Source organism: Streptomyces ruber (assembly GCF_014648075.1).
GTDB classification, from domain to species: Bacteria; Actinomycetota; Actinomycetes; order Streptomycetales; family Streptomycetaceae; genus Streptomyces; species Streptomyces ruber.
The window spans coordinates 330,099-355,512 of the sequence record NZ_BMQK01000001.1 but is presented as its reverse complement, the minus strand read 5'-3'; the positions used below and the strand labels follow the sequence as shown (position 1 = coordinate 355,512).

General features: G+C 72.3%; 21 protein-coding genes. 5 read left to right on the top strand and 16 right to left on the bottom strand.

Going from position 1 to position 25,414, the window contains the following annotated elements; genetic code table 11:
• Positions 1-138: 138 nt before the first annotated feature.
• The 3 genes from galK to galT are packed head-to-tail and all read right to left on the bottom strand — an operon-like array spanning position 139 to position 3,416.
• Complete coding sequence (gene galK / locus IEZ04_RS01665; RefSeq protein ID WP_189214781.1) at positions 139-1,308, bottom strand: galactokinase; 1,170 nt, start codon at positions 1,306-1,308, stop codon at positions 139-141.
• A gap of 54 nt (positions 1,309-1,362) precedes the next feature.
• Complete coding sequence (gene galE / locus IEZ04_RS01660) at positions 1,363-2,334, bottom strand: UDP-glucose 4-epimerase GalE (protein WP_189214780.1); 972 nt, start codon at positions 2,332-2,334, stop codon at positions 1,363-1,365.
• Complete coding sequence (galT, locus tag IEZ04_RS01655) at positions 2,331-3,416, bottom strand: galactose-1-phosphate uridylyltransferase (protein WP_189214779.1); 1,086 nt, start codon at positions 3,414-3,416, stop codon at positions 2,331-2,333. Before galT ends, galE begins: the two co-directional genes overlap by 4 nt.
• 282 nt (positions 3,417-3,698) lie before the next feature.
• On the opposite strand from galT, the gene IEZ04_RS01650 reads away from it, so the two are divergent.
• Positions 3,699-5,378: a sodium:solute symporter family protein gene (locus tag IEZ04_RS01650; RefSeq protein ID WP_189214778.1), complete on the top strand. Its 1,680-nt coding sequence runs from the start codon at positions 3,699-3,701 to the stop codon at positions 5,376-5,378.
• Positions 5,379-5,398: 20 nt separating this feature from the next.
• Positions 5,399-5,704, top strand: a complete 306-nt coding sequence (locus IEZ04_RS01645) for a hypothetical protein (RefSeq protein WP_189214777.1) — start codon at positions 5,399-5,401, stop codon at positions 5,702-5,704.
• 61 nt (positions 5,705-5,765) lie between these two features.
• Here IEZ04_RS01645 and IEZ04_RS34550 read toward each other — a convergent pair whose 3' ends face one another.
• From IEZ04_RS34550 to rsmI, 13 genes are all read right to left on the bottom strand, one after another.
• Positions 5,766-5,918 carry a hypothetical protein gene (locus IEZ04_RS34550; RefSeq protein ID WP_229820781.1) on the bottom strand — a complete coding sequence of 51 codons (153 nt, stop codon included), beginning with the start codon at positions 5,916-5,918 and terminating at the stop codon, positions 5,766-5,768.
• A 150-nt stretch (positions 5,919-6,068) separates the two neighbouring features.
• Positions 6,069-6,737, bottom strand: a complete 669-nt coding sequence (locus tag IEZ04_RS01635; RefSeq protein ID WP_189214776.1) for a class I SAM-dependent methyltransferase — start codon at positions 6,735-6,737, stop codon at positions 6,069-6,071.
• A 57-nt stretch (positions 6,738-6,794) separates the two neighbouring features.
• Positions 6,795-7,574, bottom strand: coding sequence for a DJ-1/PfpI family protein (locus IEZ04_RS01630; RefSeq protein WP_189214775.1), 780 nt, complete (start codon positions 7,572-7,574; stop codon positions 6,795-6,797).
• Complete coding sequence (locus IEZ04_RS01625) at positions 7,571-8,575, bottom strand: GlxA family transcriptional regulator (protein ID WP_189214774.1); 1,005 nt, start codon at positions 8,573-8,575, stop codon at positions 7,571-7,573. Before IEZ04_RS01625 ends, IEZ04_RS01630 begins: the two co-directional genes overlap by 4 nt.
• Before the next feature lie 43 nt (positions 8,576-8,618).
• Positions 8,619-9,320 carry a helix-turn-helix transcriptional regulator gene (locus IEZ04_RS01620; RefSeq protein WP_189214773.1) on the bottom strand — a complete coding sequence of 234 codons (702 nt, stop codon included), beginning with the start codon at positions 9,318-9,320 and terminating at the stop codon, positions 8,619-8,621.
• A gap of 409 nt (positions 9,321-9,729) precedes the next feature.
• Positions 9,730-11,442: an outer membrane protein assembly factor BamB family protein gene (locus tag IEZ04_RS01615; RefSeq protein WP_189214772.1), complete on the bottom strand. Its 1,713-nt coding sequence runs from the start codon at positions 11,440-11,442 to the stop codon at positions 9,730-9,732.
• A gap of 171 nt (positions 11,443-11,613) precedes the next feature.
• Positions 11,614-13,437 carry an ABC-F family ATP-binding cassette domain-containing protein gene (locus IEZ04_RS01610; protein WP_189214771.1) on the bottom strand — a complete coding sequence of 608 codons (1,824 nt, stop codon included), beginning with the start codon at positions 13,435-13,437 and terminating at the stop codon, positions 11,614-11,616.
• Between the two features lie 58 nt (positions 13,438-13,495).
• A complete protein-coding gene (locus IEZ04_RS01605) occupies positions 13,496-14,410 on the bottom strand; it encodes a 4-(cytidine 5'-diphospho)-2-C-methyl-D-erythritol kinase (protein WP_189214770.1) in 915 nt (304 codons plus the stop codon).
• Entirely contained in the window at positions 14,407-15,300 is an 894-nt protein-coding gene (gene rsmA, locus IEZ04_RS01600; protein ID WP_189214769.1) for a 16S rRNA (adenine(1518)-N(6)/adenine(1519)-N(6))-dimethyltransferase RsmA, read from the bottom strand. Before rsmA ends, IEZ04_RS01605 begins: the two co-directional genes overlap by 4 nt.
• 168 nt (positions 15,301-15,468) lie before the next feature.
• Positions 15,469-17,016, bottom strand: coding sequence for a resuscitation-promoting factor (locus tag IEZ04_RS01595; RefSeq protein ID WP_373296235.1), 1,548 nt, complete (start codon positions 17,014-17,016; stop codon positions 15,469-15,471).
• A gap of 176 nt (positions 17,017-17,192) precedes the next feature.
• Positions 17,193-18,104 carry a TatD family hydrolase gene (locus IEZ04_RS01590; protein ID WP_189214768.1) on the bottom strand — a complete coding sequence of 304 codons (912 nt, stop codon included), beginning with the start codon at positions 18,102-18,104 and terminating at the stop codon, positions 17,193-17,195.
• Between the two features lie 45 nt (positions 18,105-18,149).
• Positions 18,150-18,560: a hypothetical protein gene (locus tag IEZ04_RS01585; RefSeq protein WP_189214767.1), complete on the bottom strand. Its 411-nt coding sequence runs from the start codon at positions 18,558-18,560 to the stop codon at positions 18,150-18,152.
• 309 nt (positions 18,561-18,869) lie between these two features.
• Positions 18,870-19,721 (bottom strand): 16S rRNA (cytidine(1402)-2'-O)-methyltransferase, encoded by an 852-nt coding sequence (rsmI, locus tag IEZ04_RS01580; RefSeq protein ID WP_189214766.1) that lies wholly within the window; start codon positions 19,719-19,721, stop codon positions 18,870-18,872.
• A gap of 248 nt (positions 19,722-19,969) precedes the next feature.
• Here rsmI and IEZ04_RS01575 point away from each other — a divergent pair, with 248 nt between their 5' ends.
• The 3 genes from IEZ04_RS01575 to IEZ04_RS01565 all read left to right on the top strand — a co-directional run bounded on the left by IEZ04_RS01575 (position 19,970) and on the right by IEZ04_RS01565 (position 25,328).
• Entirely contained in the window at positions 19,970-21,736 is a 1,767-nt protein-coding gene (locus IEZ04_RS01575) for a dolichyl-phosphate-mannose--protein mannosyltransferase (RefSeq protein WP_189214765.1), read from the top strand.
• A 132-nt stretch (positions 21,737-21,868) separates the two neighbouring features.
• The gene (locus IEZ04_RS01570; protein ID WP_189214764.1) at positions 21,869-23,497 is read left to right on the top strand and encodes a penicillin-binding transpeptidase domain-containing protein; all 1,629 of its coding nucleotides are present in this window, start codon (positions 21,869-21,871) and stop codon (positions 23,495-23,497) included.
• Positions 23,498-23,591: 94 nt separating this feature from the next.
• Positions 23,592-25,328, top strand: coding sequence for a penicillin-binding transpeptidase domain-containing protein (locus IEZ04_RS01565; protein WP_189214763.1), 1,737 nt, complete (start codon positions 23,592-23,594; stop codon positions 25,326-25,328).
• Positions 25,329-25,414 lie beyond the last annotated feature (86 nt).

The window sequence follows — 25,414 nt, the reverse complement described above, 5'->3', positions numbered from 1 at the left end:
CACCGCCCCGACCACGGTGCCCGTGCGGCGGTGGAGCGGCACACGGGCCTCCGGCCTGCCGACCGGCAGCAGACAGCAGACAGCGGTGCGGCCCGCTCCGGGACTGACGTCCAGGGCCGGCCGCACCGCGGGTTCAGCTCATCCGACCCGCCGCGCCCCCGCCGAGGGCACCGCCGTGAACACCCGGGGAGCCGTGAAGTCCGCCGCCGCGAAGGCCTCCTCCACCGCCTTCGTCACCGTCTCCTCGTCCGCCGCCTCCACCAGGACGATCGCCGACCCGCCGAAGCCGCCGCCCGTCATGCGGGCGCCCAGGGCGCCGGAGGACAGGGCCGTCTCGACGACCAGGTCCAGCTCGGGGCAGGAGATGCGGAAGTCGTCGCGGAGGGAGGCGTGGCCCTCGGTCAGGACCTCGCCGATCGACCGGGTCCCGCCCGACTCCAGGAGGGCGACGACCTTCTCCACGCGCTGGTCCTCCGTGACCACGTGGCGCACCAGGCGGCGGACCTCCTCCTCGTCGCCGAGGCGGGCGAGGGCCGCGTCCAGGTCGTCGTACGCGATGTCCCGCAGTGCGTCGACGCCCAGGAGCGCCGCGCCCTTCTCGCAGCCGGCGCGGCGCTTGCCGTACTCGCCCTCGCTGTGGGAGTGCTTGACCCGGGTGTCGACGACCAGCAGGCGCATGCCCTCGGCGGCCAGGTCGAAGGGGATCTGCTTCTGGGAGAGGTCGCGGGTGTCGAGGAACAGCGCGTGGCCCTCCTGGCAGCAGGCCGAGGCGGTCTGGTCCATGATCCCGGTGGGGGCGCCCACGTAGACGTTCTCGGCGCGCTGGCAGAGGCGGGCCAGCTGCCAGCCCTTGAGGCCCAGGCCGAACAGGTCGTTCAGGGCGAGGGCGGTCACCACTTCGAGCGCCGCCGAGGAGGAGAGGCCCGCGCCCGTGGGGACCGTGGAGGCGAGGTGGACGTCGGCGCCCGTGACCGCGTGGCCCGCCTCGCGCAGGGCCCAGACGACGCCCGCCGGGTACGCCGTCCAGGTGCGGTCGGACTCGGGGGCGAGGCCGGTCAGGGGGAGCTCCACGACGCCGCCCTCGACGTCCTCCGAGTGCAGCCGCAGCACGCCGTCGGTGCGGCGCGAGACCGCCGCGACCGTGGCGTGCGGCAGCGCGAAGGGCATCACGAAGCCGTCGTTGTAGTCGGTGTGCTCGCCGATGAGGTTGACCCTGCCGGGCGCCGACCAGACTCCCTCCGGTGCCGCTCCGTACAGTTCCTCGAAGCGCTCGGCAACCGATGCCACGTGCGCTGTGGTCTCGCCCATCCCCTGACCCCTGACCTTTCCTACGGGCCGACAGAACCGGCCCCAAATTACTCGCTACTGCGTGTGCCGCTGCGTGAAGTCCCACGCGTCCGCGACGATCTCGTCCAGGTCCGCGCGGGACGGGTTCCAGTCGAGCTTCTCGCGGGCCGTCGACGCCGAGGCGACCAGGACCGCCGGGTCGCCGCCGCGGCGCGGGGCGACGACCTCGGGGATCGGGTGGCCGGTCACCCGGCGCACCGTCTCGATGACCTCGCGGACGGAGAAGCCGTTGCCGTTGCCGAGGTTGCAGATCAGGTGCTCGCCGGGGCGCGCGGCGTCCAGCGCGAGCAGGTGGGCCTCGGCCAGGTCGGCGACGTGGATGTAGTCGCGGATGCAGGTGCCGTCCGGGGTCGGGTAGTCGTCGCCGTAGACGGAGATCGCCTCGCGCTTCCCCCGGGCGACCTGGAGGACCAGCGGGATGAGGTGCGACTCCGGGTCGTGGCGCTCGCCGCAGTCGCCGTACGCGCCGGCCACGTTGAAGTAGCGCAGCGACACCGCGCCCAGGCCGTGGGCCGCCGCCTCGCCGGTGATCATGTGGTCGACGGCCAGCTTGGAGGCGCCGTACGGGCTGGTGGGCCGGGTCGCGGCGGTCTCGACGATCGGGGTCTCCTCCGGCTCGCCGTAGGTGGCGGCCGTGGAGGAGAAGACCAGCTTGCGCACGCCCGCCGTACGCATCGCTGCGAGCAGCGCCATGGTGCCGCCGACGTTGTTGTCCCAGTACTTCTCGGGCTTCACCACCGACTCGCCGACCTGCGAGAACGCGGCGAAGTGGAGGACCGCGTCGAAGGAGGCGTCGAGCCACTTGGCGGCGTCGCGGATGTCGCCCTCGACGAAGTCGGCGCCCGCGGGGACGCCCTCGCGGAAGCCGGTCGAGAGGTTGTCGAGGACGACGACCTCGTGACCGGCCTCCAGCAGGTGCTGGGCCACGACGCTGCCGACGTACCCGGCACCACCGGTGACCAGGTACTTACCGTTACCGCTGCTCATGAACTCGCTACCTCTCGCAGTCGCTCGGCCGCGCGCTCCGGCGGCACGTCGTTGATGAACACGTTCATGCCGGACTCGGAGCCCGCGAGGAACTTCAGCTTGCCGGTCGTGCGGCGGATGGTGAAAAGCTCGAGATGCAGCGCGAAGTCCTCGCGCACCACGCCGTCGAACTCCTCCAGCGCGCCGAACGGTGCCTGGTGCCAGGCGGCGATGTACGGCGTCGGAGGCTCACCCGCGGAGTTTCCCCCTCCGTCCCGCCCATCGAAGATCCGGTCGAAGCGCCTCAAGAGTTCCAGGTAGACCTGGGGGAAGTCTGTGCGTGCGGCCTCGTCGAGCGCGAGGAGGTCCGGCACCCGGCGGCGCGGGTACAGGTGCACCTCGTACGGCCAGTGCGCCGCGTAGGGCACGAAGGCCACCCAGTGCTCGGTCTCCAGCACCACCCGTTCGTCGGCCAGCTCGCGGGCGAGGACGTCGTCGAAGAGGTTCCGTCCACCGGTCGCGTCCTTGTGCGCGGCGAGGGAGCGCAGCATCAGGGCGGTGCGCGGGGTGGTGAAGGGATAGGCGTAGATCTGCCCGTGCGGGTGTCCCAGGGTCACGCCGATCTCGGCGCCGCGGTTCTCGAAGCAGAACACCTGCTCGACGGACGGGAGATGGGAGAGCTCGGCGGTGCGGTCGGTCCACGCGTCGAGCACCAGGCGCGCCTGCTCCTCGGTGAGGTCCTTGAAGGACGCGTCGTGGTCGGAGGTGAAGCAGACGACCTCGCAGCGGCCGGAGTCGCCGGCGAGGGAGGGGAACCGGTTCTCGAAGACGGCGACGTCGTACGAGGAGTCGGGGATCTCGCTGAGGCGGTCGCCCCGTGTGGGGCACAGGGGGCACTGGTCGGCGGGCGGGTGGTACGTGCGCCCCTGGCGGTGGGAGGCGATCGCCACCGAGTCGCCGAGCAGCGCGTCGTGGCGGATCTCGGAGGTCGTGACGGTCCGCTCCAGCGGCCTGCGGTCCGCGGCCTCGCGCACCGTGTCGTCCCGCAGGTCGTAGTAGATGAGCTCACGACCGTCGGCGAGCCGGGTCGAGGTCTTCTTCACTGTCGGACTCCTCAGCCACACCCATCAAACAACCCATCGAACACAATCCAACATAACAAACCACAAGGAAACAGTCACGTCAATCCCCGAAAGGGGCCGCGCGGGGAACCCGGGAAGCGGGTGAGGTGCGAGGTGTAGGCAGGAGAACGAGGGGCAGACGGGTGCTCGCCATCCCGCTCGATTGATCACAATCGAACAAAGAACGCCAGCGGGACTGTTCATTTCTTGAAGATACGAGCGTAAATTCCGCTCGGATCAGTTCACGCAACGAAGCGAGTACTCATGCAGTCCTCCACATATCTGGCCGAAGGACTCCGGCTCCCCACCAACGCGCTCGACTACACCATCCTGGCGATCTACTTCGTCGTGGTGCTGGGCATCGGCTTCGCCGCCCGGCGCTCGGTGAAGACCAGCCTGGACTTCTTCCTCTCCGGGCGCTCACTGCCCGCCTGGGTCACCGGCCTCGCCTTCGTCGCCGCCAACCTGGGCGCCACCGAGATCCTGGGCATGGCGGCGACCGGCGCGGAGTACGGCGTCGCGGTCACCCACTGGTTCTGGATCGGCGCCGTCCCGGCCATGGTCTTCCTCGGCCTGGTGATGATGCCGTTCTACTACGGCTCCAAGGTCCGCTCGGTCCCCGAGTTCCTGCTCCAGCGCTTCGACAAGTCGGCGCACCTGGTGAGTTCGATCCTGTTCGCCTTCGCCGCCGTCCTCATCGCGGGCGTCAACCTGTACGCGCTCGCGATCGTGGTGGAGGCGCTGCTGGGCTGGCCGCAGTGGGTGGCGATCGTGGTCGCGGGCTTCTTCGTGCTGGCGTACATCACCGTCGGCGGTCTGTCCTCGGCGATCTACAACGAGGTGCTCCAGTTCTTCGTGATCCTGGCCGCGCTCATCCCGATCACCATCCTCGGCCTGAAGAAGGTCGGCGGCTGGGACGGACTGAGCGACTCGCTCACCGCGAGCCACGGCGAGGGCTTCCTGACGGCGTGGGACGGCACCGGCATCGGTGACCCCAACCCGCTCGGCGCCAACTGGCTGACCATCGTCCTCGGCCTCGGCTTCGTGCTCGGCTTCGGCTACTGGACCACCAACTTCGCCGAGGTGCAGCGCGCCCTGTCGGCGAAGAACCTCTCCGCCGCCAAGCGCACCCCGCTGATCGGCGCCTTCCCGAAGATCTTCATCGTCTTCCTGGTGATGATCCCCGGCCTGGTCGCCGCCGTCCTGGTGCCGCAGATCGGCAAGGCGGGCTCGGACCTCCAGTACAACGACGCGATCCCGTACCTGATGCAGGAGCTGCTGCCCAACGGTGTGCTCGGCATCGCGGTCACCGGTCTGCTCGCCGCGTTCATGGCGGGCATGGCCGCCAACGTCTCGTCCTTCAACACCGTCTTCACGACCGACATCTGGCAGCAGTACGTGAAGAAGGGCGAGAGCGACGAGTACTACCTGAAGTTCGGGCGGCTCATCACCGCGATCGGTGTGCTGGCCTCGATCGGCACCGCGTTCATCGCGTCGAGCTTCTCGAACATCATGAGCTACCTGCAGACGCTCTTCTCCTTCTTCAACGTGCCGATGTTCGTGGTCTTCATCATCGGCATGTTCTGGAAGCGCGCCTCGATGAAGTCCGGTGTCTGGGGCCTGGTCGCGGGCACCACGGCCGCGATGGTCAACTACTTCTGGATCTACAAGGGGGGCGTCATCGACATCCCCACCGACCAGGGTGCCAACTTCGTCTCCGCCATCGTCGGCTTCGTCGCCGGTGGTGTGGTCATGGTCGCGGTCTCCCTGTTCACCGCCCCGAAGCCGGAGGCCGAACTCGCCGGCCTGGTCTACGGCACGCGGTCCCCGGGCATGGAGGAGGCGCCGGAGGAGGGTGACGACGCCTGGTACCGCAAGCCGGCCCTGCTCGGCTGGGGTGCCGTCGTCCTCGCCGCCCTCTGCTACATCCCCTACTCCTTCTGACCCGATCGGAGGCAACGACCATGTCCGACCTGCACCGCGAGGTCTCCGACCTGGAGACGAAGTCCGCGACCGCCGCCCGGCTCTTCGACATCCGCCGCATCATCGGCGGCCTGTTCGTGGTCTACGGCGTCATCGTCACGATCGCCGGGCTCTTCGCGTCCGACGCCGACCTGGAGAAGGCCCAGGACGTCAACATCAACCTGTGGACGGGGCTGGCGATGCTGGTCCTCGGTCTGTTCTTCCTGGGGTGGATGTGGCTGCGGCCCATCAAGCAGGCGCCGGTTCCTCCTCCGGGGGAGGGGGCGTCGGGGCCGGGCGCTGAGTAGAGGTCCGTACATACGGGGCCGGGGTCGCCTGGGCGGCTTCGGCCCCGTACGGCTGTGTGGGCTACTCGTCGGCGAACAGGTCCTCCGCGTCCGTGGCGTGGACCGCCCGCCGGGCCCGGATGCCGAGCCGCTCCAGGTCGGAGCAGGCCGTCACCCGCTCAGGGACTGCATCCGAGACCGGGATGCCACGCCAGTCGAGGATGCGGAGGATCATCGACGCGCGTTCCTGCTCGATGCCCTCTTCGCGGCCCTGGTCCCGGACCTCCTCGGGACTTCGTGCCGGAAGAAGCAGTTGACCGGCATCATCAGTTCCTTCCACGTCTGCCCGGCAGGCTCACCGCGGCGTCACGTATCTGACGCGAGCTCAGCCGGGCCGCTTGGCCATGACGACCACCCCCGGACCGGAAACCTCGTCCGCGGGCAGCCGGAGTTCGGCGACCGGGTGCAGCCCGGCCTTCTCGATCAGGGCGACGAGCTGTTCCGGCTGCCACTTGTGGGTCGTCCAGCGGACGGGGACACCCCCGTACGCCTCGGTGCGCTCCAGGTCCTCGTCGCCGACGTGGGTCGCGGTGATGAGGTGTCCGCCCGGCTTCAACGCACGTGTGAACGAGGCGAGGACCTGGGGGAGCACGTCACGAGGGAGGTTGAACAGGGACCACCACCCGAGCACGCCGCCGAGGGACGCCTCGTCGAGGTCGAGGTCGGTGGCGGAGGCCACGCTGAAGCGGCAGTCCGGGTACAGGCGGCGGGCGTTCTCGATCATGCGCGGAGAGAGGTCCACCCCGGACACGTCGAGTCCGCGTTCCGCGAGGTAGGCGGTCACCGTGCCGGGGCCGCAGCCGACGTCGAGGACCGGGCCGAGTCCGCTCACGGTGTCGGCGAAGGCGTCGATCGACGCCTTGAGCCAGGGATGGTGACGGATGTCGCCGATCCCCGTCGTCACGACCATGTGGACGTAGTTGTCGGCGACACGGTCGTAGGACTCACGGACCACGTCGAGGTCGGCCGGGCGATCGATATGGTGAGCGCGCATCCGCCAACCATAGGGCAGGGCAACGGACTTGGGGATCACGCGGCCGACGTCGTCGCGCTACGCCTGTGAGTCCTCGATCAGTCGCAGCGCGCGCTCCTTCAGCCGGGCGTCGGCCCGTGCAGCGTCGCCGGAGTCGAACGGGGGCCGCGGGTCGTACTCCACGGCCAGCTGGATCGCCCGCGCCGTGTCCTCGTCCGCGATGCGGGAGGCGAGGTACAGGGCCATGTCCAGCCCCGCCGACACCCCGGCCGCGGTGACGATCCTGCCGGAGCGCACGTACCGCTCCGGCACGCAGGTCACGTCGAACGTGGACTCCAGGTACTCCGCGGAGGCCCAGTAGGTCGTCGCCCGCCGTCCGTCGAGCAGCCCCGCCGCGGCGAGGACGACGCTGCCCGTGCAGACGGAGGTCGTCCACCGGGTGTGCCGGTGCGTCGCGCGGATCCAGCTCAGGAGCTTCTCGTTCGCCATCGCCGCCAGGACGCCCCGGTTACCCCCGCCCGGGACGAGCAGCACGTCGAGGCGGTCGGTCTCGGCGATGGAGCGGTCGGCCACCACGGTCACGTCTCCCGTGTCCGTGCGGACCGCACCGCGTTCCTCGGCGATCATCGTCACGGTCGCGCCCGGCAGCCGGGAGAGGATCTCGGCCGGTCCGGTGGGGTCCAGCAGGCTGTAGCCGTCGTACAGCAGGATGCCGATGTGCGGTCCCGTGCCGGGCCGCGGCCGCGGGGCGGCGGCGTGGGCGGCCGCGGCCGTCGTACCCGTGGCCAGGGTGGTCAGCGCGGCCGTGGCCACGGTTCCCCGGAGCACGTCTCTGCGTGTCGTCGTCGGGTGCGTCATGCTCCGGGAGTCTGCTGCGCCGGCGCGGGGCGCGCGGGCGGCATGTCCGGCATCCTGCGAAGTCTGTCCCCGGTGACCCCGTAGTGGTCCAGGAACGCCTGCCGCAGCGTCTCCGCCGACCCGAAACCGCAACGGCGGGCGATCGCCGCCAGGGACAGTCCGCTGGACCGCACCAGACGGGCCGCCGCCTCCGTGCGCGCCACCCGTACGGCCCGGGCCGGGGTCGTGCCGAGGTGCGCCCGGAACAGGCGGGTCAGGTGCCGCGGGCTCACCCCCGCCCGGGCCGCCAGGGCCGCCGGGCCGAGGTCCTCGGCCAGGTGGCCGGCGATATGGCCCACCAGGTCCCGTACCAGCCCGTCCTCCGGCGGCGGAGCGGCCAGGGAGGTGGAGATCTGCGCCTGGTCGGCCGACCGGTGCAGGGGGGCGACGAGCTCCCGGGCGACGGTGCGGGCCAGCGTCGGCCCGTGGTCGTCCTCGATCAGCGACAGCGTCAGGTCGAGCGCGCTGGTGACCCCGGCGGAGGTGTAGACGTTGCCGTCGCGTATGTACAGCGGCCGTACGTCCACGGCCACGTCGGGATGGTGCTCGGCGAGCCGTTCGCCCCATCCCCAGTGAGTCGTCGCCCGCCGGTGGTCCAGCAGTCCGGCGGCGGCCAGGACATAGGCTCCGGTGCAGACGGAGGCGACGCGTCTACTGTGCCGTGCCAGCCTGCGCACCTGCTCCAGGAGGCGCGCGTCCGCCGCCGCGCCCTCGCAGCCGGCGCCGCCCACCACGATCAGCGTGTCCAGCCGCCCCGTGACCGTCTCGAGCCCCCGCTCCGCCCCCAGCACGATCCCCGACGAGCTGTGGGCGGCCCTGCGGCCGAGGGTGCCCAGCTCGACGGTGCAGGGCGGCCGCGCACCGTACCCGTTGGCGATCTCCAGAGCGCCGCTGGGGCAGGCGATGTCGAGGATCTGCGCACCGTCGTAGGCGACGATGAGAACGCGCCGGGGGGTGTCCATGCGTCAGATACCAGCACACCCCGCACGCCGTACGAGGGCCGGGCTACTGCGCCCCCTCCGTCGGCGCGTCGTCCCGTTTCACCGGCCCCGCCCGGTCCAGCAGTCCCGTGCGGGCCGCCAGGGCCGCCGCCTCCAGGCGGGAGCCCACGCCCAGTTTCATCAGCACCCGCTGCACATGGGTACGGGCCGTCGAGGGGGCTATGCCCATGCCGGCCGCGATCAGGCGGGTGTCCTCGCCGTCGGCGACCCGGACCAGGACCTCGACCTCGCGCGGGGTCAGCATCTGGAGGAGGCGCTGACCCTCGTCGTCGGGCTGGGTGGCGGGGTTGAGGAGTTCGCTGAAGGCGCCCTGGAGGAGGGCCGGGGCCACCGCCGCCTCGCCCGCCCGTGCCTTCATGATGGCCCGCTCGACGCCCTCTATGCGCTCGTCGTGCCGTACGTAGCCCGAGGCGCCCGCGGCGAAGGCGGCGGCGATGCCGCGCGGGCTGGGCACCGGGCCCAGGACGAGGACCGCCACCTGGGGCCGCTCCCGCTTGATCTTCACCACCGGGTCGAAGATGCCCGGTTCGGCGGGGGTCGCCGTGCCGAGCAGGCACACCTCGGGAGCCCGTGTGATCACCAGCTCCGCCGCGCCCGCCGCGGGCGCCGCCGCCGCGAGCACCCGGTGCCCGCGCAGCTTCAGCGCCGAGGCCAGCGCCTCGGCGAGCAGTCGGTGGTCGTCGACCACCATGAGCCGCACTCCCATCGAGCCACCCCCCAGTCCCCCCAATGGTTGCCCACCAAGGCCGCCCACCGGTCCCCACGGCAAGGAGCCCCCCGGCTCCGTCCGCCCCTTCATGCGCCCTTCATGCCCCCGGAAGCTACACGCTTGTTCGGGCTTGCGCTCCCCCTACCGGTGAGAAGCGCCCACTATTACCGCTATCACCCTCTTAGGGCGTATACGCGCACAGGCCCATTCCCACGTCATGACGGAAGTCCGCGGTCGGGGAGGCCTCCGACCCTAGGGCTCCGTCGGCGCACGTAGGAACTCTGCCTCCTCGCAGCCCGATCACGTCCGCAATCGGCCACAGTTCGACCTGAACACGGCAGTCCTGGATCATCTGCCGTCGTTCCCTGTACCACTCAGTCGATCGCGCACTCGGCCACTCGGTCACTCACTCGGCCCCGAAGGCGACGGCCAGGTACTCCGTCCCGTCGCCGTAGAGCCTGCCGGTGAAGACGCGGGACATGAACAGGCGGCCGTCCCCGTACAGGATCTCGGCGTAGGCGGGCGTGAACCGGGCCTCCGTCCTGCGGACCGTCTCGTCCGCGGGGGTCTCCAGCAGCGTGGTCGCCTCGAACGACCCGCCGTCGATGCTCACGACCTGACCGCTCTCGTCGTACGGCGGACGCTTGTACGCGATGAGATCGGGGCCGTCCATGCGCAGCGGCGCGAGGGTGTACCCGTCGCCCGCGTCCGCGCGTTCCCCGGTCTGCTTCCCGGTGCCGAGGTCGAAGGCGACGATCTCGTTGGTCCGGGAGTGCTCGGCCTTGCCGTCGTGCTCCTCGGTGGCCACGTACAGCTTGCCGTTGCCGACCGCCAGCTGGGAGCAGTTCTCGATCTGCATGATCCCGTCGCACCGGGCGGCGTACTTGTCGCCCGGTGCCGTGATCCGCGCGCGCAGCTCGCCCGTCCTGCCGTCGACGGAGAAGAAGTCCGAGATGCCGCTGCCGTCGCCCGCGGAGTCACCGGCGTCGGCGGCCACCACGAGCGGCTCGGTCGACACGATGCTCGCGTAGTCGATGCCCGGCGTCATCCGGTACTCGGAGAGCGGCCTGCCGGTCTCCGCGTCGAGGGTCTGGACGCGGAGCTGCCGCTCGCCGCCGTACTCGCCGCACTTGCGGAGCACGACGAGGGCCGGGCCGCCGCCGTACCCGGCGTCGTAGCAGGTGGCGTCCGACTTCGGGGACCACAGCAGGTCACCGGTGGGGAGGTCGAACGCGGCGCCGCCGTTGACCCCGCCCACGGCGACCGTGGTGCCGCTCAGGGTGACGTTGCTGAAGACGGCCTTCCCCGCCCCCCGCTCGACCGATCCCGACCACACCTTCTCGCCCGCTTCGAGGTCGATGACCGCGACCTCGCTGCAGCCGTGCGACCGCTTCTTCTCGGTCGGCATGGCGGGCTGGAAGAGGACCGCCGTCCTGTGGTCCGCGGTCATGTGGCGGCTCGCGTCGCAGACCGGGCCGGGCAGCTTCACCGTCCACCGCTTCGTTCCCTTGTCGAGGTCGTACCCGACGACCTCGGCGATGCCGCTCTTCGCGTACACCCGGTCCGTGAGCCAGGAGCCCTGGACGACGTAGCTCGCGTCGCCCTCGACCTTCGGCGCGGGCACCTGGAACAGGACCTCGGAGGCGGTGTCGGAGGGCACCCGCTCCCGGGCCTCGGTGCCGGCCGCGGACGGATCCCCGCCGCCCGCTTCGCCGTTCCCGCCGCCGGGGCCCGCGGAGTCGGCCCTGTCGTCCTTGCCGGTGGCCCCGCCGGTGGTGGAGGCGTACCAGACACCGGCCCCGACCAGCAGCGCGACGGCGGCGACCGCCGCCACGGCGACCATCCGGCCGTTGCGCTTCCGCCCGCCGCCGGGCGGCGGCTGGTGGCCGTACGGGGGCCGGCCGTACGGCGGCTGAGCGTGCGGGGGCCCACCGTACGGCGTCGGCGCCGCACCGTACTGCGGTTGCGGCGGGCCGTACGGATTCGGGTGTCCGTATCCGTACGGCTGCGGAGGCCCGCTGGGCGGCGGGGGCGGGGGGAACTGGGGCGGCGGGTACGGCCCCTGGCCCTGTGGTGCGCCGTAGCCGCCCTGCGGCGGCTGGTCGGGCGGCTGAGTCATCAGCGCGTTCCCCCTGTTCGCTGCGTACTCCGCATACTCCGAGTGCTCCGAGTGCTCCGCGTGTCCGCGTGCTCCGCGTGCTCGGAGCGAGCCGGTCGTCCTCAGTCGGCTCTTTCGGCCTTTTTTATCACCGCTGTCACCGATGTCACCGCGGCGGCGGTCACGCGTCCGTCACGCGTCCTCGGCCAGCTCCAGCCAGCGCAGCTCCAGTTCCTCCCGCTGCCCGCTCAACTCGCGCAGCTCGGCGTCGAGTTCGGCGACCTTCGCGAAGTCGGTCGCATGCTCGGCGATGCGCGCGTGCAGCGACTGCTCCTTCTCGGAAATCTTGTCCAACTGCCGCTCGATCTTCTGCAGTTCCTTCTTCGCGGCGCGCTGGTCGGCCGCGCTCTTCTCCGGAGCCGCGCCGGCGGAGGCCTTCTCGGCGGAGGCCGGCCTGGGCGCCGTGGCGGCGGCCGCCTCCTCCATGCGCCGGCGCCGCTCCAGGTACTCGTCGATCCCGCGCGGCAGCATCCGCAGCGTGCCGTCGCCGAGCAGCGCGTGCACCCGGTCCGTCGTCCGCTCGACGAAGAAGCGGTCGTGGGAGATGACGATCATCGAGCCGGGCCAGCCGTCGAGGAGGTCCTCCAGCTGGGTCAGCGTCTGGATGTCGAGGTCGTTGGTGGGCTCGTCGAGGAAGAGGACGTTCGGCTCGTCCATGAGGAGGCGGAGGAGCTGGAGGCGGCGGCGCTCACCGCCGGAGAGGTCGCCGACCGGCGTCCACTGCTTCTCCTTGCCGAAGCCGAACGTCTCGCAGAGCTGGCCCGCGGTCATCTCGCGCCCCTTGCCGAGGTCGACGCGGTCACGGACCTGCTGTACGGCCTCCAGCACCCGCCAGTCCGGGTTGAGCTCGGCGACCTCCTGGGAGAGGTAGGCCAGCTTGACGGTCTTGCCGACGCGGATCTGCCCGCCCGCCGGCTGCTTCTCGCCCTCGCTGTACGCGGCGTCGGCGAGCGCGCGCAGCAGCGACGTCTTGCCCGCGCCGTTCACGCCGACCAGGCCGATGCGGTCGCCGGGGCCGAGCTGCCAGGTGAGGTGCTTGAGCAGCACCTTGGGTCCGGCCTGGACGGTCACGTCCTCCAGGTCGAAGACGGTCTTGCCGAGCCGGGAGGAGGCGAACTTCATCAGCTCACTGCTGTCGCGCGGCGGCGGCACGTCCGCGATCAGCTCGTTGGCGGCCTCGACGCGGAAGCGCGGCTTGGAGGTACGGGCGGGGGCGCCGCGGCGCAGCCAGGCCAGCTCCTTGCGGACCAGGTTCTGCCGCTTGGCCTCCTCGGTGGCGGCGATGCGCTCCCGCTCGGCCCGCGCGAAGACGTAGTCGGAGTAGCCGCCCTCGTACTCGTGGACGGTGCCGCGCTGCACGTCCCACATCCGCGTGCAGACCTGGTCCAGGAACCAGCGGTCGTGGGTGACGCAGACGAGCGCCGAGCGGCGGGCGGCCAGGTGCCCGGCCAGCCAGGAGATGCCCTCGACGTCCAGGTGGTTCGTCGGCTCGTCGAGGACGATCAGGTCCTGGTCCTCGATGAGCAGCTTGGCGAGCGCGATACGGCGCCGCTCGCCACCGGAGAGCGGCCCGATCACGGTGTCCAGGCCCTGCGGGAAGCCGGGCAGGTCGAGCCCGCCGAACAGGCCGGTCAGGACGTCGCGGACGCGCGCGTCGCCCGCCCACTCGTGGTCGGCCATGTCGCCGATGACCTCGTGCCGGACGGTGGCCGCGGGATCGAGCGAGTCGTGCTGGGTGAGGACGCCGAGGCGCAGCCCGCCGGAGTGGGTGACGCGGCCGGTGTCGGCCTCCTCCAGCTTGGCGAGGACGCGGATCAGTGTGGTCTTGCCGTCGCCGTTCCGCCCGACCACGCCGATGCGGTCGCCCTCGGAGACGCCGAGCGAGATCCCGTCGAGCAGGGCCCGGGTGCCGTACACCTTGCTGACGCTCTCGACATTGACCAGGTTGACGGCCATTTCACTCCTGCACGCGGGGTCGGATCAGCCTCCCAGGGTACGGCGTGTCCGGAAGCGGTCAGCCGGTGCCGCGGAGCACGGTCGCCCCGGGCGCGGGCGAGTCCGCCACGCGGGCGGTCCGGCACGTGCCGGAGGCGGCCAGCGCCCCCGCGACGACCTGCGCGGACTCCGCGTCGCGGACGAGGAACGCCGTGGTGGGCCCGGACCCCGAGACCAGCGCGGCCAGGGCACCGGCCGCCCGGCCCGCCGCGAGGGTGTCCGCGAGCGGGGGGAAGAGCGAGAGCGCGGCGGGCTGGAGGTCGTTGGCGAGGGTGGCGGCGAGGGCGTCGGCGTCGCCCTTGGCGAGCGCGGCGAACAGGTCCTCGGACGCGACCGGCTCCGGGACGTCCGTCCCCTCGTGCAGCCGGTCGAACTCCCGGTACACGGCCGGGGTCGACAGTCCGCCGTCCGCGACCGCGAACACCCAGTGGAAGGTGCCGCCCACGTCGAGCGGGCGCAGCCGCTCGCCCCGGCCCGTCCCCAGCGCCGCGCCGCCCACCAGGCTGAACGGCACGTCGCTGCCGAGCTCGGCGCAGATCTCCAGCAGCTCGTCGCGGGAGGCGCGGGTGCCCCACAGCGCGTCGCAGGCGAGCAGCGCGCCCGCCGCGTCGGCGCTGCCGCCCGCCATGCCGCCGGCGACGGGGATGTCCTTGCCGATGTGCAGGTGCACGGCGGCGGCGTCCGCGTCCAGGCCGCGCCGCTCGGCGAGCGCGAGGGCGGCGCGGGCCGCGAGGTTCGTACGGTCCAGGGGGACCCGGTCGGCGCCCGGCCCGGCGCACGTGACGCGCAGCTCGTCGGCGGGGGTGGCGGTGACCTCGTCGTACAGGCCGACGGCGAGGAAGACGTTGGCGAGGTCGTGGAAACCGTCGGGGCGGGCGCCGCCCACCGCGAGCTGGACGTTGACCTTGGCGGGGACGCGGACGGTGACGCTCACTGCTGGACCGGCTCCTCGTGCGGGCGGGCGGCGGACTTGTGCTCCGCGATGCGGGCGAACTCCTGGACGGTGAGGGACTCCCCCCGGGCCTGCGGCGAGATGCCGGCGGCCACCAGCGCGGCCTCCGCGGCCGCGGCCGAGCCCGCCCATCCGGCGAGGGCGGCGCGCAGGGTCTTGCGGCGCTGGGCGAAGGCCGCGTCGACGACGGCGAAGACCTCCGCCTTGGAGGCGGTCGTGGCGAGGGGCTCGGCGCGGCGGACGAGCGAGACGAGGCCGCTGTCCACGTTCGGCGCGGGCCAGAAGACGTTGCGCCCGATGGCCCCGGCCCGCTTGACCTCGGCGTACCACCCGGCCTTCACGGACGGCACCCCGTACACCTTGTTGCCGGGCGCGGCGGCCAGCCGGTCGGCGACCTCCGCCTGCACCATGACCAGCGTGCGCTCGATGCTCGGGAAGGTGTCGAGCATGTGCAGCAGGACGGGCACGGCCACGTTGTACGGGAGGTTGGCGACCAGGGCGGTCGGCGCGGGGCCCGGCAGCTCGCGTACCTGCATGGCATCGGAGTGCACCAGGGCGAACCGTTCCGCCCGGCCGGGCATGCGCGCGGCGATCGTGGCGGGCAGCGCGGCGGCCAGTACGTCGTCGATCTCGACGGCGGTGACCCGGTCGGCCACCTCCAGCAGGGCGAGTGTGAGGGAGCCGAGCCCCGGACCCACCTCGACCACCACGTCGTCGGCCCGCACCTCGGCGGTGCGCACGATCCGCCGCACGGTGTTGGCGTCGATCACGAAGTTCTGGCCGCGCTGTTTGGTGGGGCGTACGCCGAGGGCCGCGGCCAGTTCACGGACGTCGGCGGGGCCCAGCAGGGCATCGGGGGTGGGGTCGCTCACGCACCAAGGGTACGGGGCGGTGGCCGCCGGCCGGGGCGGGGAGGGGAGGGGGCCGCCGGCCGGGCGGAAAGCGGGCCGCCTGCCCGAGTGGGCCCGCGGCCGCTCGCTCCCGCCCCGCCCCAGCCCAGCCCTTCCCTTCCCCTCCTTCCTCTCCCGTCCCGTCCCGTCCTAGCGGAGCGTGCTCCCGCAGTGCGGCCACGGGCTCGCGCCGCGTTCCAGGTACAGCTTCTTCGCGCGGTACGTCTGCTCCGCGGCCGGTGCGTCCTGCGGGCGGCCCTGGCCGCCCAGGCTCTGCCAGGTGCGCCGGTCGAACTGGTAGAGGCCGCCGTAGGTGCCCGAGGAGTCCACCGCGTCGGGCCGGCCGCCGGACTCGCAGACCGCGAGGCCGTTCCAGTCGAGGTGGTCGGTGCCCGCCACGGAGGTCGGCAGCGGCTTGGTACCCACCTTGACCACCTGGGTGCGGGGCGGGCGGATCATCTCGGCGCTCAGCCGGCGCGGCTTCTGCTTGACCCCGTTGACGGTGCGCAGGGAGTACGTGACCCGGCGCACGCCCGCCTCCCCGGCGTACTCGACGACCTCGGTCCCCCGGAACAGCTCGGGGTCGTCCTGCCGTTCCACGTCGAACGGGATCGGCTCCTCCCGGATCTCCTTCCGGCCCTTGATGCGCAGCACGGTGATCGTCTGCCCGTCCCGGGGGAAGCTCTCCTGCGGCACCGACGTCGTGTCCTGCCCCGCCAGGGTGATCCCGGCCTGGTCCACGACCTCCCGGACGGTCGCCGCGTTCGTCCGGACGCGGCGGGCCCGGCCGTCCGCCATGACCGTGACGGTGCGTTCGGTGCGGACGTCCAGCGCCAGTCCCGCCCGCCCGATCGGACGGGAGCGGTCGGTGGACACGTACGCCCCCTCCGAGCGCACCCCGAACTCCCGGAGCGCCTCCTCGACCGTGCGGGCCGTCGTCCACAGCTCGCGCCGCCGGCCGTCCAGGGTGAGCCGCACGGGCCGCCCGTAGTGCACGGCGACCTCGTCGCCGGTGGCCAGGGGGGCGCCGGGGTCCGGGGCCACCACGTCGTGGGCGCCCACGGCGACGCCCTGCCGGGCGAGCAGTTCGGTCACGTCGTCGGCGAAGGTGTGGAGGGTGCGCGGCTCGCCGTCGACGTTCAGTTCGATCGCCTTGTCCTTGGCGACGAACGCGGTGGTGCCGCCCGCGAGGAACGCCACCACCAGCGCCTGCGGCACCAGCCGGCGCAGCGGTGCGGGCCGTTCGACGGTGCGTCTGCGGCGCGCGGCCCGCCGGGCCCCGGCACGGCCCCCGTCGGCCTGCCGCGGGAGCACGGCCTCGGGGGCGTCTTCCTGCGGCTCCTCCCGGGGTTCGCCGCGGGGTTCGTCCCGGAGTTCGTCTCGCGGTTCGTCCATCCGCGGGCGGTCGCCGGGCCGGGCGTCCCTGGCGAACGGGCTGTTCGAGCCGTACGAGCCGTACGAGCCGTACGGGCCGTACGCGAGCGCGTCGTGCGTGTGCGGCTCCGTCGTCATGTCCGCGCGGTACGGCTCCTGGCCGCCGCCACCGCCACCGCCGTGCCGGGTCCGGGGCCGCGGATCGGGCGGCGGTGGCCCCTGGTGCGGCATTGCCGGGCTCGCCGGGCCGGGATGGGCGCCGTACGTCCCGTACTGCGGGTACGGCGGGTACGGCGAGTACGGCGAAGGCTGCGCGTTGCTCAAGACGAGACGCTCCAGAGGCAGGCGGCCGGATCGGGCGACCAGAACCTAGCGGAGCGCTCGTCACTCTCCAAAGTCACATGACTACCAGCAGTCACGAGATGAGACCCCGCCGGGCCCCCGGTCACCCGGACGGCCGAGTGCGGCGGCCGGGGAACGCGACCGGTCGGCGGGGCGGCTCAGCAGGCGAAGGCGCGCGCGGTGTTCGCCGCGATCGCCGTCGCCAGCGCGTCCTCGCCGATCCCCCGCACCGCGGCCATCGCGCGCACCGTGACCGGAATGAGATACGGGGCGTTGGGCCGTCCGCGGTACGGCGCCGGGGTGAGGAACGGCGCGTCGGTCTCGACGAGGACCAGTTCCAGCGGGGCCACGGCCAGCGCGTCGCGCAGCTGCTGGGCGTTCTTGAACGTCACGTTCCCGGCGAAGGACATGAAGTAGCCGGCGCGGGCGCACACCTCGGCCATCTCGGCGTCGCCCGAGTAGCAGTGGAAGACGGTGCGCTCGGGCGCGCCCTCCTCCTTCAGGATGCGCAGCACGTCGGCGTGGGCTTCGCGGTCGTGGATGACCAGGGCCTTCCCGTGCCGCTTGGCGATCTCTATGTGGGCGCGGAAGGAACGCTCCTGCGCGTCCTTGCCCTCGGGCCCGGTACGGAAGTGGTCGAGGCCGGTCTCGCCGACGGCCTTCACCTGGGGCAGCGCGGCCAGCCGGTCGATCTCGGCGAGCGCCTCGTCCAGCGCCGTGTCCCCGCCGGGCTGCCGCGCCCCCTGACGGGACCATCCGTCGGGATCCCCGTGCACGATGCGCGGCGCCTCGTTCGGATGCAGGGCGACGGCCGCGTGGACGCTGTCGTACGCGGCCGCCGTCTCGGCCGCCCAGCGGGAGCCGTTCAGGTCGCAGCCCACCTGCACGAGGGTCGTCACACCCACCGACGCGGCCTTGGCGAGGGCCTCCTCCACCGTGCCGGACTGCATGTCGAGGTGGGTGTGCGAGTCGGCGACGGGCACCTGGAGGGGGGCCGGGAGCGGGGGCGCGGCGTTCTTGTCGCCCCTGTCGCCCTTGTCGTTCTTGCCGGCGGCGCTGCTGGTGGACATGCCCCCGATCCTACGGAAGGGGCATGCCGCGGCGGCGCCCGGAGGTCAGCCGGTCCTGCGGTGGAAGGGGTGGAGGAGGTCGGACAGGTGCCAGTGGTGGTCCCGGTGCGTCTCGTCCGCCGCGGCGGGTGTCCTCCCGTCCGCCGGATCCCGCGGGGGCGCCTTGCGGACCTGCCGCGGCAGGCAGTTCCGCGCCGAGGACACCTGCCCCGGCCGCATGATGCGCACCAGGTGCCCGTCGCACTTCGCACAGGTGGGCCGGCTCAGCGGCGACGGGACAACGATGCCGTCCGCCACGTACAGCACGAACTCCTTGCCCTCCGCGTCGAGACGGTGCTCTATCCGGTAGGACTGCTCCCAGCCGTGCCCGCAGCGCATGCAGGCGAACGAATACGACTCGTGGACGACGGCGGTGGCCGCGCCCCGGTGGCCCATCTGCCCTGAGACCTCTGTCATGCCAGCTCCTGATCGCTGCTGGGACAACGCCCCGCAAGGGAGATCCCCGACATCCCCTGGAGGCAGGGACGGGTGCGTCCCCTCAACCAGTGGACTCCTCCGTCGGCGCGGGTGCACCGGACCTGTCAACTGTTGGCGCGGTTTTGGTCTGCGCTTGTGGAGACTTCCCTGGTGCGGGGGACGGGCTTTGCCTTGCCCCGTCCGCTCTTTGCCCGCGCATGGGTCCATGGGAGCGGTACTACGCTCACCCGAGCGCCCGGTACGACACCGACATCGGCACCGCCGCCCACGCCGACGCCGGCACGGACCTCAGTCGCGCACGGCGTTCTTGGCCGCCACCACGGCGTCGAAGACCTCGCGCTTGGGCAGCCCCGCCTCGGCGGCCACCGCGGCGATCGCCTCCTTGCGCCGCTCCCCCGCCTCCTCGCGCACCCGCACCCGGCGCACCAGCTCGTCCGCGTCCAGCTCCTCGGCACCCTTCTCCGGGGCGCCCTCGACCACGACGGTGATCTCGCCCCGTACGCCCTCGGCGGCCCACGCCGCGAGCTCCCCCAGAGGCGCCCGCTTGACCTCCTCGTACGTCTTGGTCAGCTCGCGGCACACCGCGGCCCGCCGCCCCTCCCCGAACACCTCGGCCATCGCGGCGAGGGTGTCGTCGAGCCGGTGCGGGGCCTCGAAGTACACGAGCGTGCGCCGCTCCTCCGCGACCTCCCGCAGCCGCCCCAGCCGCTCGCCGGCCTTCCGCGGCAGGAACCCCTCGAAGCAGAACCGGTCCACGGGCAGCCCGGACAGCGCGAGCGCGGTGAGCACGGCGGACGGACCCGGCACGGCGGTGACGCGGATGTCCTTCTCCACGGCGGCGGCGACCAGCCGGTACCCGGGGTCGGACACGCTCGGCATGCCCGCGTCGGTCACCAGCAGCACCCGCGAGCCGCCCGCCAGCGCCTCGACGAGCTCGGGGGTCCGGGCGGCCTCGTTGCCCTCGAAGTACGACACGACCCGGCCGGCCGGCTGCACGCCCAGCGCCTGCGTGAGCCGCCGCAGCCGCCGGGTGTCCTCGGCGGCGACCACGTCCGCCGAGGCCAGCTCCTCGGCCAGCCGGGGCGGGGCGTCCGCGACGTCGCCGATGGGGGTGCCTGCCAACACAAGGGTTCCTGTCACGGTCCCAGTCTCGCAGGACCGCGCCGGGCCGCCCCGGCGGCCCGGGGACGGGCCGGGGACGGCCCGGGGACGAGGCAGGGAACAGGCCGGGGACGAGGCAGGAACAGGCCGGGGACGAGGCAGGAACAGGCCGGGGACGAGGCAGGAACGGGCCGGGGACGGGGCAGGAACGGGGCGAGGGCCAGGTCACGTCGCCGTTCAGGGCCCGGGCACGGGACTGGCACAGACACGTTCCCTACGATGGCGCGGTGACGAGTACCGCGTCCTCCACGGACACCCCGGCAGGGCAGGGGCAGACGACCGACGACCAGCGGCCGTCGTGGCAGCAGCGGCTGCGCCGGTTCGGCTACACCGGGCGGCCGAGAGGCGACGTCCGCGACGCCGGCGGTGCCGGCGACGTCCGCGGCCGTCTGGTGCCCCCGTACAACCGGCCCGGCCCGCGCCTGTGGGCGGCGCTCGGCGTCGGCAGGGACGCCGTCACGCGCTGGTCCGCGTGGGGTGGCCCGCTGCTGGTGACGCTCGTCGCCGGCATCCTGCGCTTCTGGAACCTGGGCAGCCCGAAGGCGGTGATATTCGACGAGACGTACTACGCGAAGGACGCGTGGGCGATCGTGCACCGCGGGTTCGAGGTCAACTGGGCCAAGGAGGCCAACGACCTGATCCTGCAGCACAACGGCGACGTCCCGATCCCCACCGACGCCGCCTACGTCGTGCACCCGCCGGTCGGCAAGTACGTCATCGGCCTCGGCGAGTACCTGTTCGGATTCACGCCGTTCGGCTGGCGCTTCATGACCGCGCTGCTCGGCACGCTGTCCGTCCTCATGCTCTGCCGCATCGGCCGCCGCCTCTTCCGCTCCACCTTCCTCGGCTGCCTGGCGGGCGCCCTGATGGCGGTGGACGGGCTGCACTTCGTGATGAGCCGCACGGCGCTGCTCGACCAGGTGCTGATGTTCTTCGTGCTGGCCGCCTTCGGCTGCCTCGTCATCGACCGCGACAGGGCACGGCAACGCCTCGCGGCCGCACTCCCGGCGGACCAGGACGGTGTCGTACGCCCGGACGCGGACGTGGCCGACCACCTCGGTCTCGGCCTGCGCCCGTGGCGCTGGCTGGCGGGCGTGTGCCTGGGCCTCGCCTTCGCCACGAAGTGGAACGGCCTGATCTTCCTGGCCTTCTTCGGCGTGCTGACCGTGCTGTGGGACGTGGGCGCCCGCAAGGTCGCGGGCGCCCGGCACCCGTACCGCGCCGTGATACGGCACGACCTGGGCTGGGCGTTCCTCTCGACGGTGCCCGTGGCCCTCGTGACGTACGTCGTCTCGTGGACCGGCTGGATCCTCTCCCCCGACGACGGCACCGGCGGCTACTTCCGCGACTGGGCGGCGACGGACGGCAGGGACAGCTCCTGGAGCTGGCTGTTCCCGGACTGGTGGCGCAGCCTGTGGCACTACGAGAACGAGGTCTACGAGTTCCACAAGAACCTGTCGTCCCCGCACACCTACGAGTCCAACCCGTGGAGCTGGATCGTCACCGGCCGCCCGGTCTCGTACTTCTACGAGTCGCCCCTACCCGGCAAGGACGGCTGCCCCACGGACACGGCCGACAAGTGCGCCCGCGAGGTCCTGGCCATCGGCACGCCCCTGCTGTGGTGGGCGGCCGCCTTCGCCGTCCTCTACGTCCTGTGGCGCTGGCTGTTCCGCCGCGACTGGCGGGCCGGCGCCATCGCCTGCGGCATCGCGGCCGGCTGGCTGCCCTGGTTCATGTACCAGGAGCGCACGATCTTCTTCTTCTACGCGGTCGTCTTCCTGCCGTTCCTCTGCCTGGCCGTGACGATGACGCTCGGCGCGGTCATCGGCCCGCCCGGCTCCCCGGAACGGCGCCGCATCGTGGGCGCGGCGGGCGCGGGCGTCCTGGTACTGCTCATCTTCTGGAACTTCATCTACTTCTGGCCCATCTACACCGGGACCGCGATCCCGATCGACGACTGGCGGGCGCGGATGTGGCTGGACACGTGGGTCTAGCAGGACCCGGGTGGGAGGTGTGGTAAATCCGGAGCACCCCTCCCACCGTTCACTCCCGCCGCATACAGTGGGTCACGACCGGGTTTACTGAACGCGTTCAAAAACGTGGAGCCGTGGGGAGGGGAGCGCGCGATGCGCAAGGGGGCGAAGGTTTCGATCATCGGTGGGGTGTTCGCCGCGATGGTGGGGGCCGCGGGCTACGGCGCGTTCAACGTCGTGTCCGCGTTGAACGGGGACGGGGGGCCGGTCTCGCCTGTCGTGAAGTCCGGGCCGCCGGACGCCGACGAGGTGCGGGAGACGGCCGAGGCGTTCTTCGATGCCTGGGAGAAGGGTGACGGGAGCACCGCGGCCTCGTACACCAACTACGCCGGGCAGGCCGGGGCGCTGCTGGCCACCTTCCGCGACGTCGCCCACATCCACGACGTACGGATCACCCCCGGCAGGACCACCGGGCGCACCGTGCCCTTCTCGGTGAAGGCGACGGTGTCGTACGAGGGCATGAGCAAGCCGCTCGCGTACGAGAGCGAACTCACCGTCGTGCGCGGGGAGACCACCGGAAGAGCCCTGGTCGACTGGGAGCCGTCCGTCGTGCACCCCGAGCTCAAGGGGAAGGGCGACACGCTCGTCACCGGCGAGGCCGCGGCGCCGCCCATCGAGGCCGTGGACCGCGACGGGAAGGAACTCACCAAGGAGAAGTATCCCTCCCTCGGCCCGATCCTGGACGCGCTGCGCGAGAAGTACGGCGCGGAGGCGGGCGGCACGCCCGGCATCGAGCTCACGGTCCGGCGCGGCGAGAGCCAGAAGGACGAGGCCGACACCACCCTGGTGACGCTCGCCGAGGGCGAGGCGGGCCGGCTGCCGACCACGATCGACGCGGACGCGCAGGCGGCGGCCGAGAAGGCGGTGCAGCAGTACGCCGAGTCCTCGGTGGTGGCCCTCAAGCCGAGCACCGGCGAGGTGCTGGCCGTCGCCAACCACCGTGAGGACGGGTTCAACGCGGCCTTCCTCGGCCAGCTGGCGCCCGGCTCCACCATGAAGATCGTCAGCGCCGCCACCCTCATCGACAACGGCGTCACCACGGCCGACGGCCCGGCGCCCTGCCCGGACGACGCCATGTGGCAGGGCGCGACCTTCCACAACCTGGAGGGCATGACACCCAATGAGCGGGCGACCCTCTCGGAGAGCTTCGCCCGCTCCTGCAACACGGCGTTCGTGAAGTACGCGGACGAGGTGAAGGTCGACTCGCTGACCAAGGAGGCCGAGGAGCGGTTCGGGCTCGGCCGGGACGACTGGAAGGTCGGTGTCCCCTCCTTCGACGGCTCGGTGCCCGCGTCCGGCGGCCCCGACACCGCGGCCAACATGCTGGGCCAGGGCAAGGTGCAGATGAGCCCGCTGAACATGGCCTCCGTCACCGCGACCGTCAAGACGGGCGCCTTCAAGCAGCCGGTCATCGTCCCGCAGGAGCTCGACGACCGCGAGCTGGCGACGGCGGAGGGCCTGTCCGCGGGTACGGCGCAGCAGCTGCGCCAGATGATGAACCGCACCGCGACCAGCGGCACCGGCGCCGCCGCGATGGCCGGGCTGAGCGGCGACATCGGCGCCAAGACCGGCTCCGCCGAGGTCGACGGGCAGGAGACGGCCAACAGCTGGTTCACCGGCTTCCGCGATGACATGGCGGCCGCGGCCATGGCCCAGGAGGGCGGCCGCGGCGGCGAGGCGGCCGGCCCGATTGTCGCGGCTGTGCTACGAGCGGGTGGCTGACGTCACCGCTGTCACACCGGGACTCTAGGGTGGTGCTCTCGTTGGGGAGTGCGAGGGCACCGGGGGCCTGGGGACAGCGGAGGATCGGAAAGCTGTGGGCAAGAGAAGGCGCGTCGCCGAGGAGAAGAGCAGGAACCGTCCGGTCGTCATGGGCGGACTGATCGCCGTCGTGGTCGGCGGCGGGGCGTTCGGCGCGTACAGCCTGTTCGGCGGGGATGCGGCGCAGGACGCGACGGCCTCGGCCGCCGCCGAGACCGTCGAGACCGGTCCCCTGACGGCGGAGGAGGTCACCTCGGCCGCGTCCGGCTTCCTCACCGCGTGGCAGGACGGCTCGGTGGCACGGGCGGCGGCCGCGACGGACGACAGGGCGGCCGCGACGGCCGCGCTGACCGGCTTCGAGAAGGACGCGCGGATCACCGACGTCACCCTCACACCCGGGACGCCGTCCGGCGGCAAGGTCCCCTTCTCGGTGACGGGCACGGTGTCGTACGAGGACGTCAGCAAGCCGCTGTCCTACCGGTCGTCGCTGACGGTCGTACGGGCCGTCGACGACGGTGAACCGGTGGTCGACTGGCAGCCGTCCGTCGTCCACCCCGACCTCGCCGAGGGCGACCGGCTGGTGACGGGCGAGGCGGGCACGCCCCCGGTGAAGGCGCTCGACCGGGACGGCGGCGAACTGACGGCGAAGGCGTACCCGTCGCTGGCCACCGTGCTGGACGGACTGCGGGAGAAGTACGGCGACAAGGCCGGGGGCAAGGCGGGGATCGAGCTGCGGGTGGTCCGCGCGGGATCCCCGGAGGAGTCCGCGGATCCGGCCGACCCGGGTGGCCCGGAGGCGTCCTCGCGGGCGGCCGGGACGAAGAAGTCGGCCGACGACAAGGTTCCCGACAAGACGCTGCTGGAACTGAGCGAGGGCACCCCCGGGACCCTGCGGACGACACTCAGCCCGAGCCTGCAGAAGGCCGCCGAGGAGCAGGTCGCGGCGAAGGAGCGGGCGTCGGTCGTCGTGCTGCGCCCGTCGACCGGCGAGATCCTCGCCGTGGCCAACTCCAACCCGAACTTCAACACGGCCTTCCAGGGCTCCCTCGCCCCGGGCTCCACGATGAAGGTCGTGACCGCTGCGATGCTCTTCGACAAGGGCCTGGCCTCGGTGGACAAGGAGCATCCCTGCCCGAAGTACTCGTCGTACGGCGGCTGGAAGTTCCAGAACCTCGACAAGTTCGAGATCAAGAAGGGCACGTTCCGGGACAGCTTCTCCCGTTCCTGCAACACGGCCTTCATCTCCCAGGCCGAGAAGCTGGACGACGACTCCCTGACCAAGGAGGCCCAGGAGGTCTTCGGCCTGGGCCTGGACAACTGGTCCATCGGCGTGTCGTCCTTCGACGGCGCCGTGCCGGTGCAGAGCGACGCCCCGATGGCCGCCTCGCTGATCGGCCAGGGCGGGGTGCGCATGAACCCGCTGAACATGGCGTCGGTGGCGGCCACCGCGAAGACGGGCACCTTCAAGCAGCCCTACCTGGTCGCCCCGTCCGTGGACAACCGCACCCTCGCCACGGCCTCCCGCACGATGTCGGCCTCCACCCACGCGCAGCTCCGCGAGGTCATGCAGTACACGGCGGCGGCGGGCACGGCGGCCGAGGCCATGGCGGGCCTCGGCCCCGACTACGGCGCCAAGACGGGCTCCGCGGAGGTCGACGGCCAGGAGAAGCCCAACGGCTGGTTCACCGCGTGGAAGGGCGACCTGGCCGCGGCCGGCGTCGTCCAGCAGGGCGGCCACGGCGGATCGACGGCGGGGCCGATCGTGGCGGCGCTGCTGCGAGCGGGGGGCTGAGAGCGCACGGCGAGGCGGCCGCGCCGGGGCCCGCCCCGGCCCGGCCGCCTCGCGTTTCCCGGTCGCTCGCGCCGTCCGTACACGCG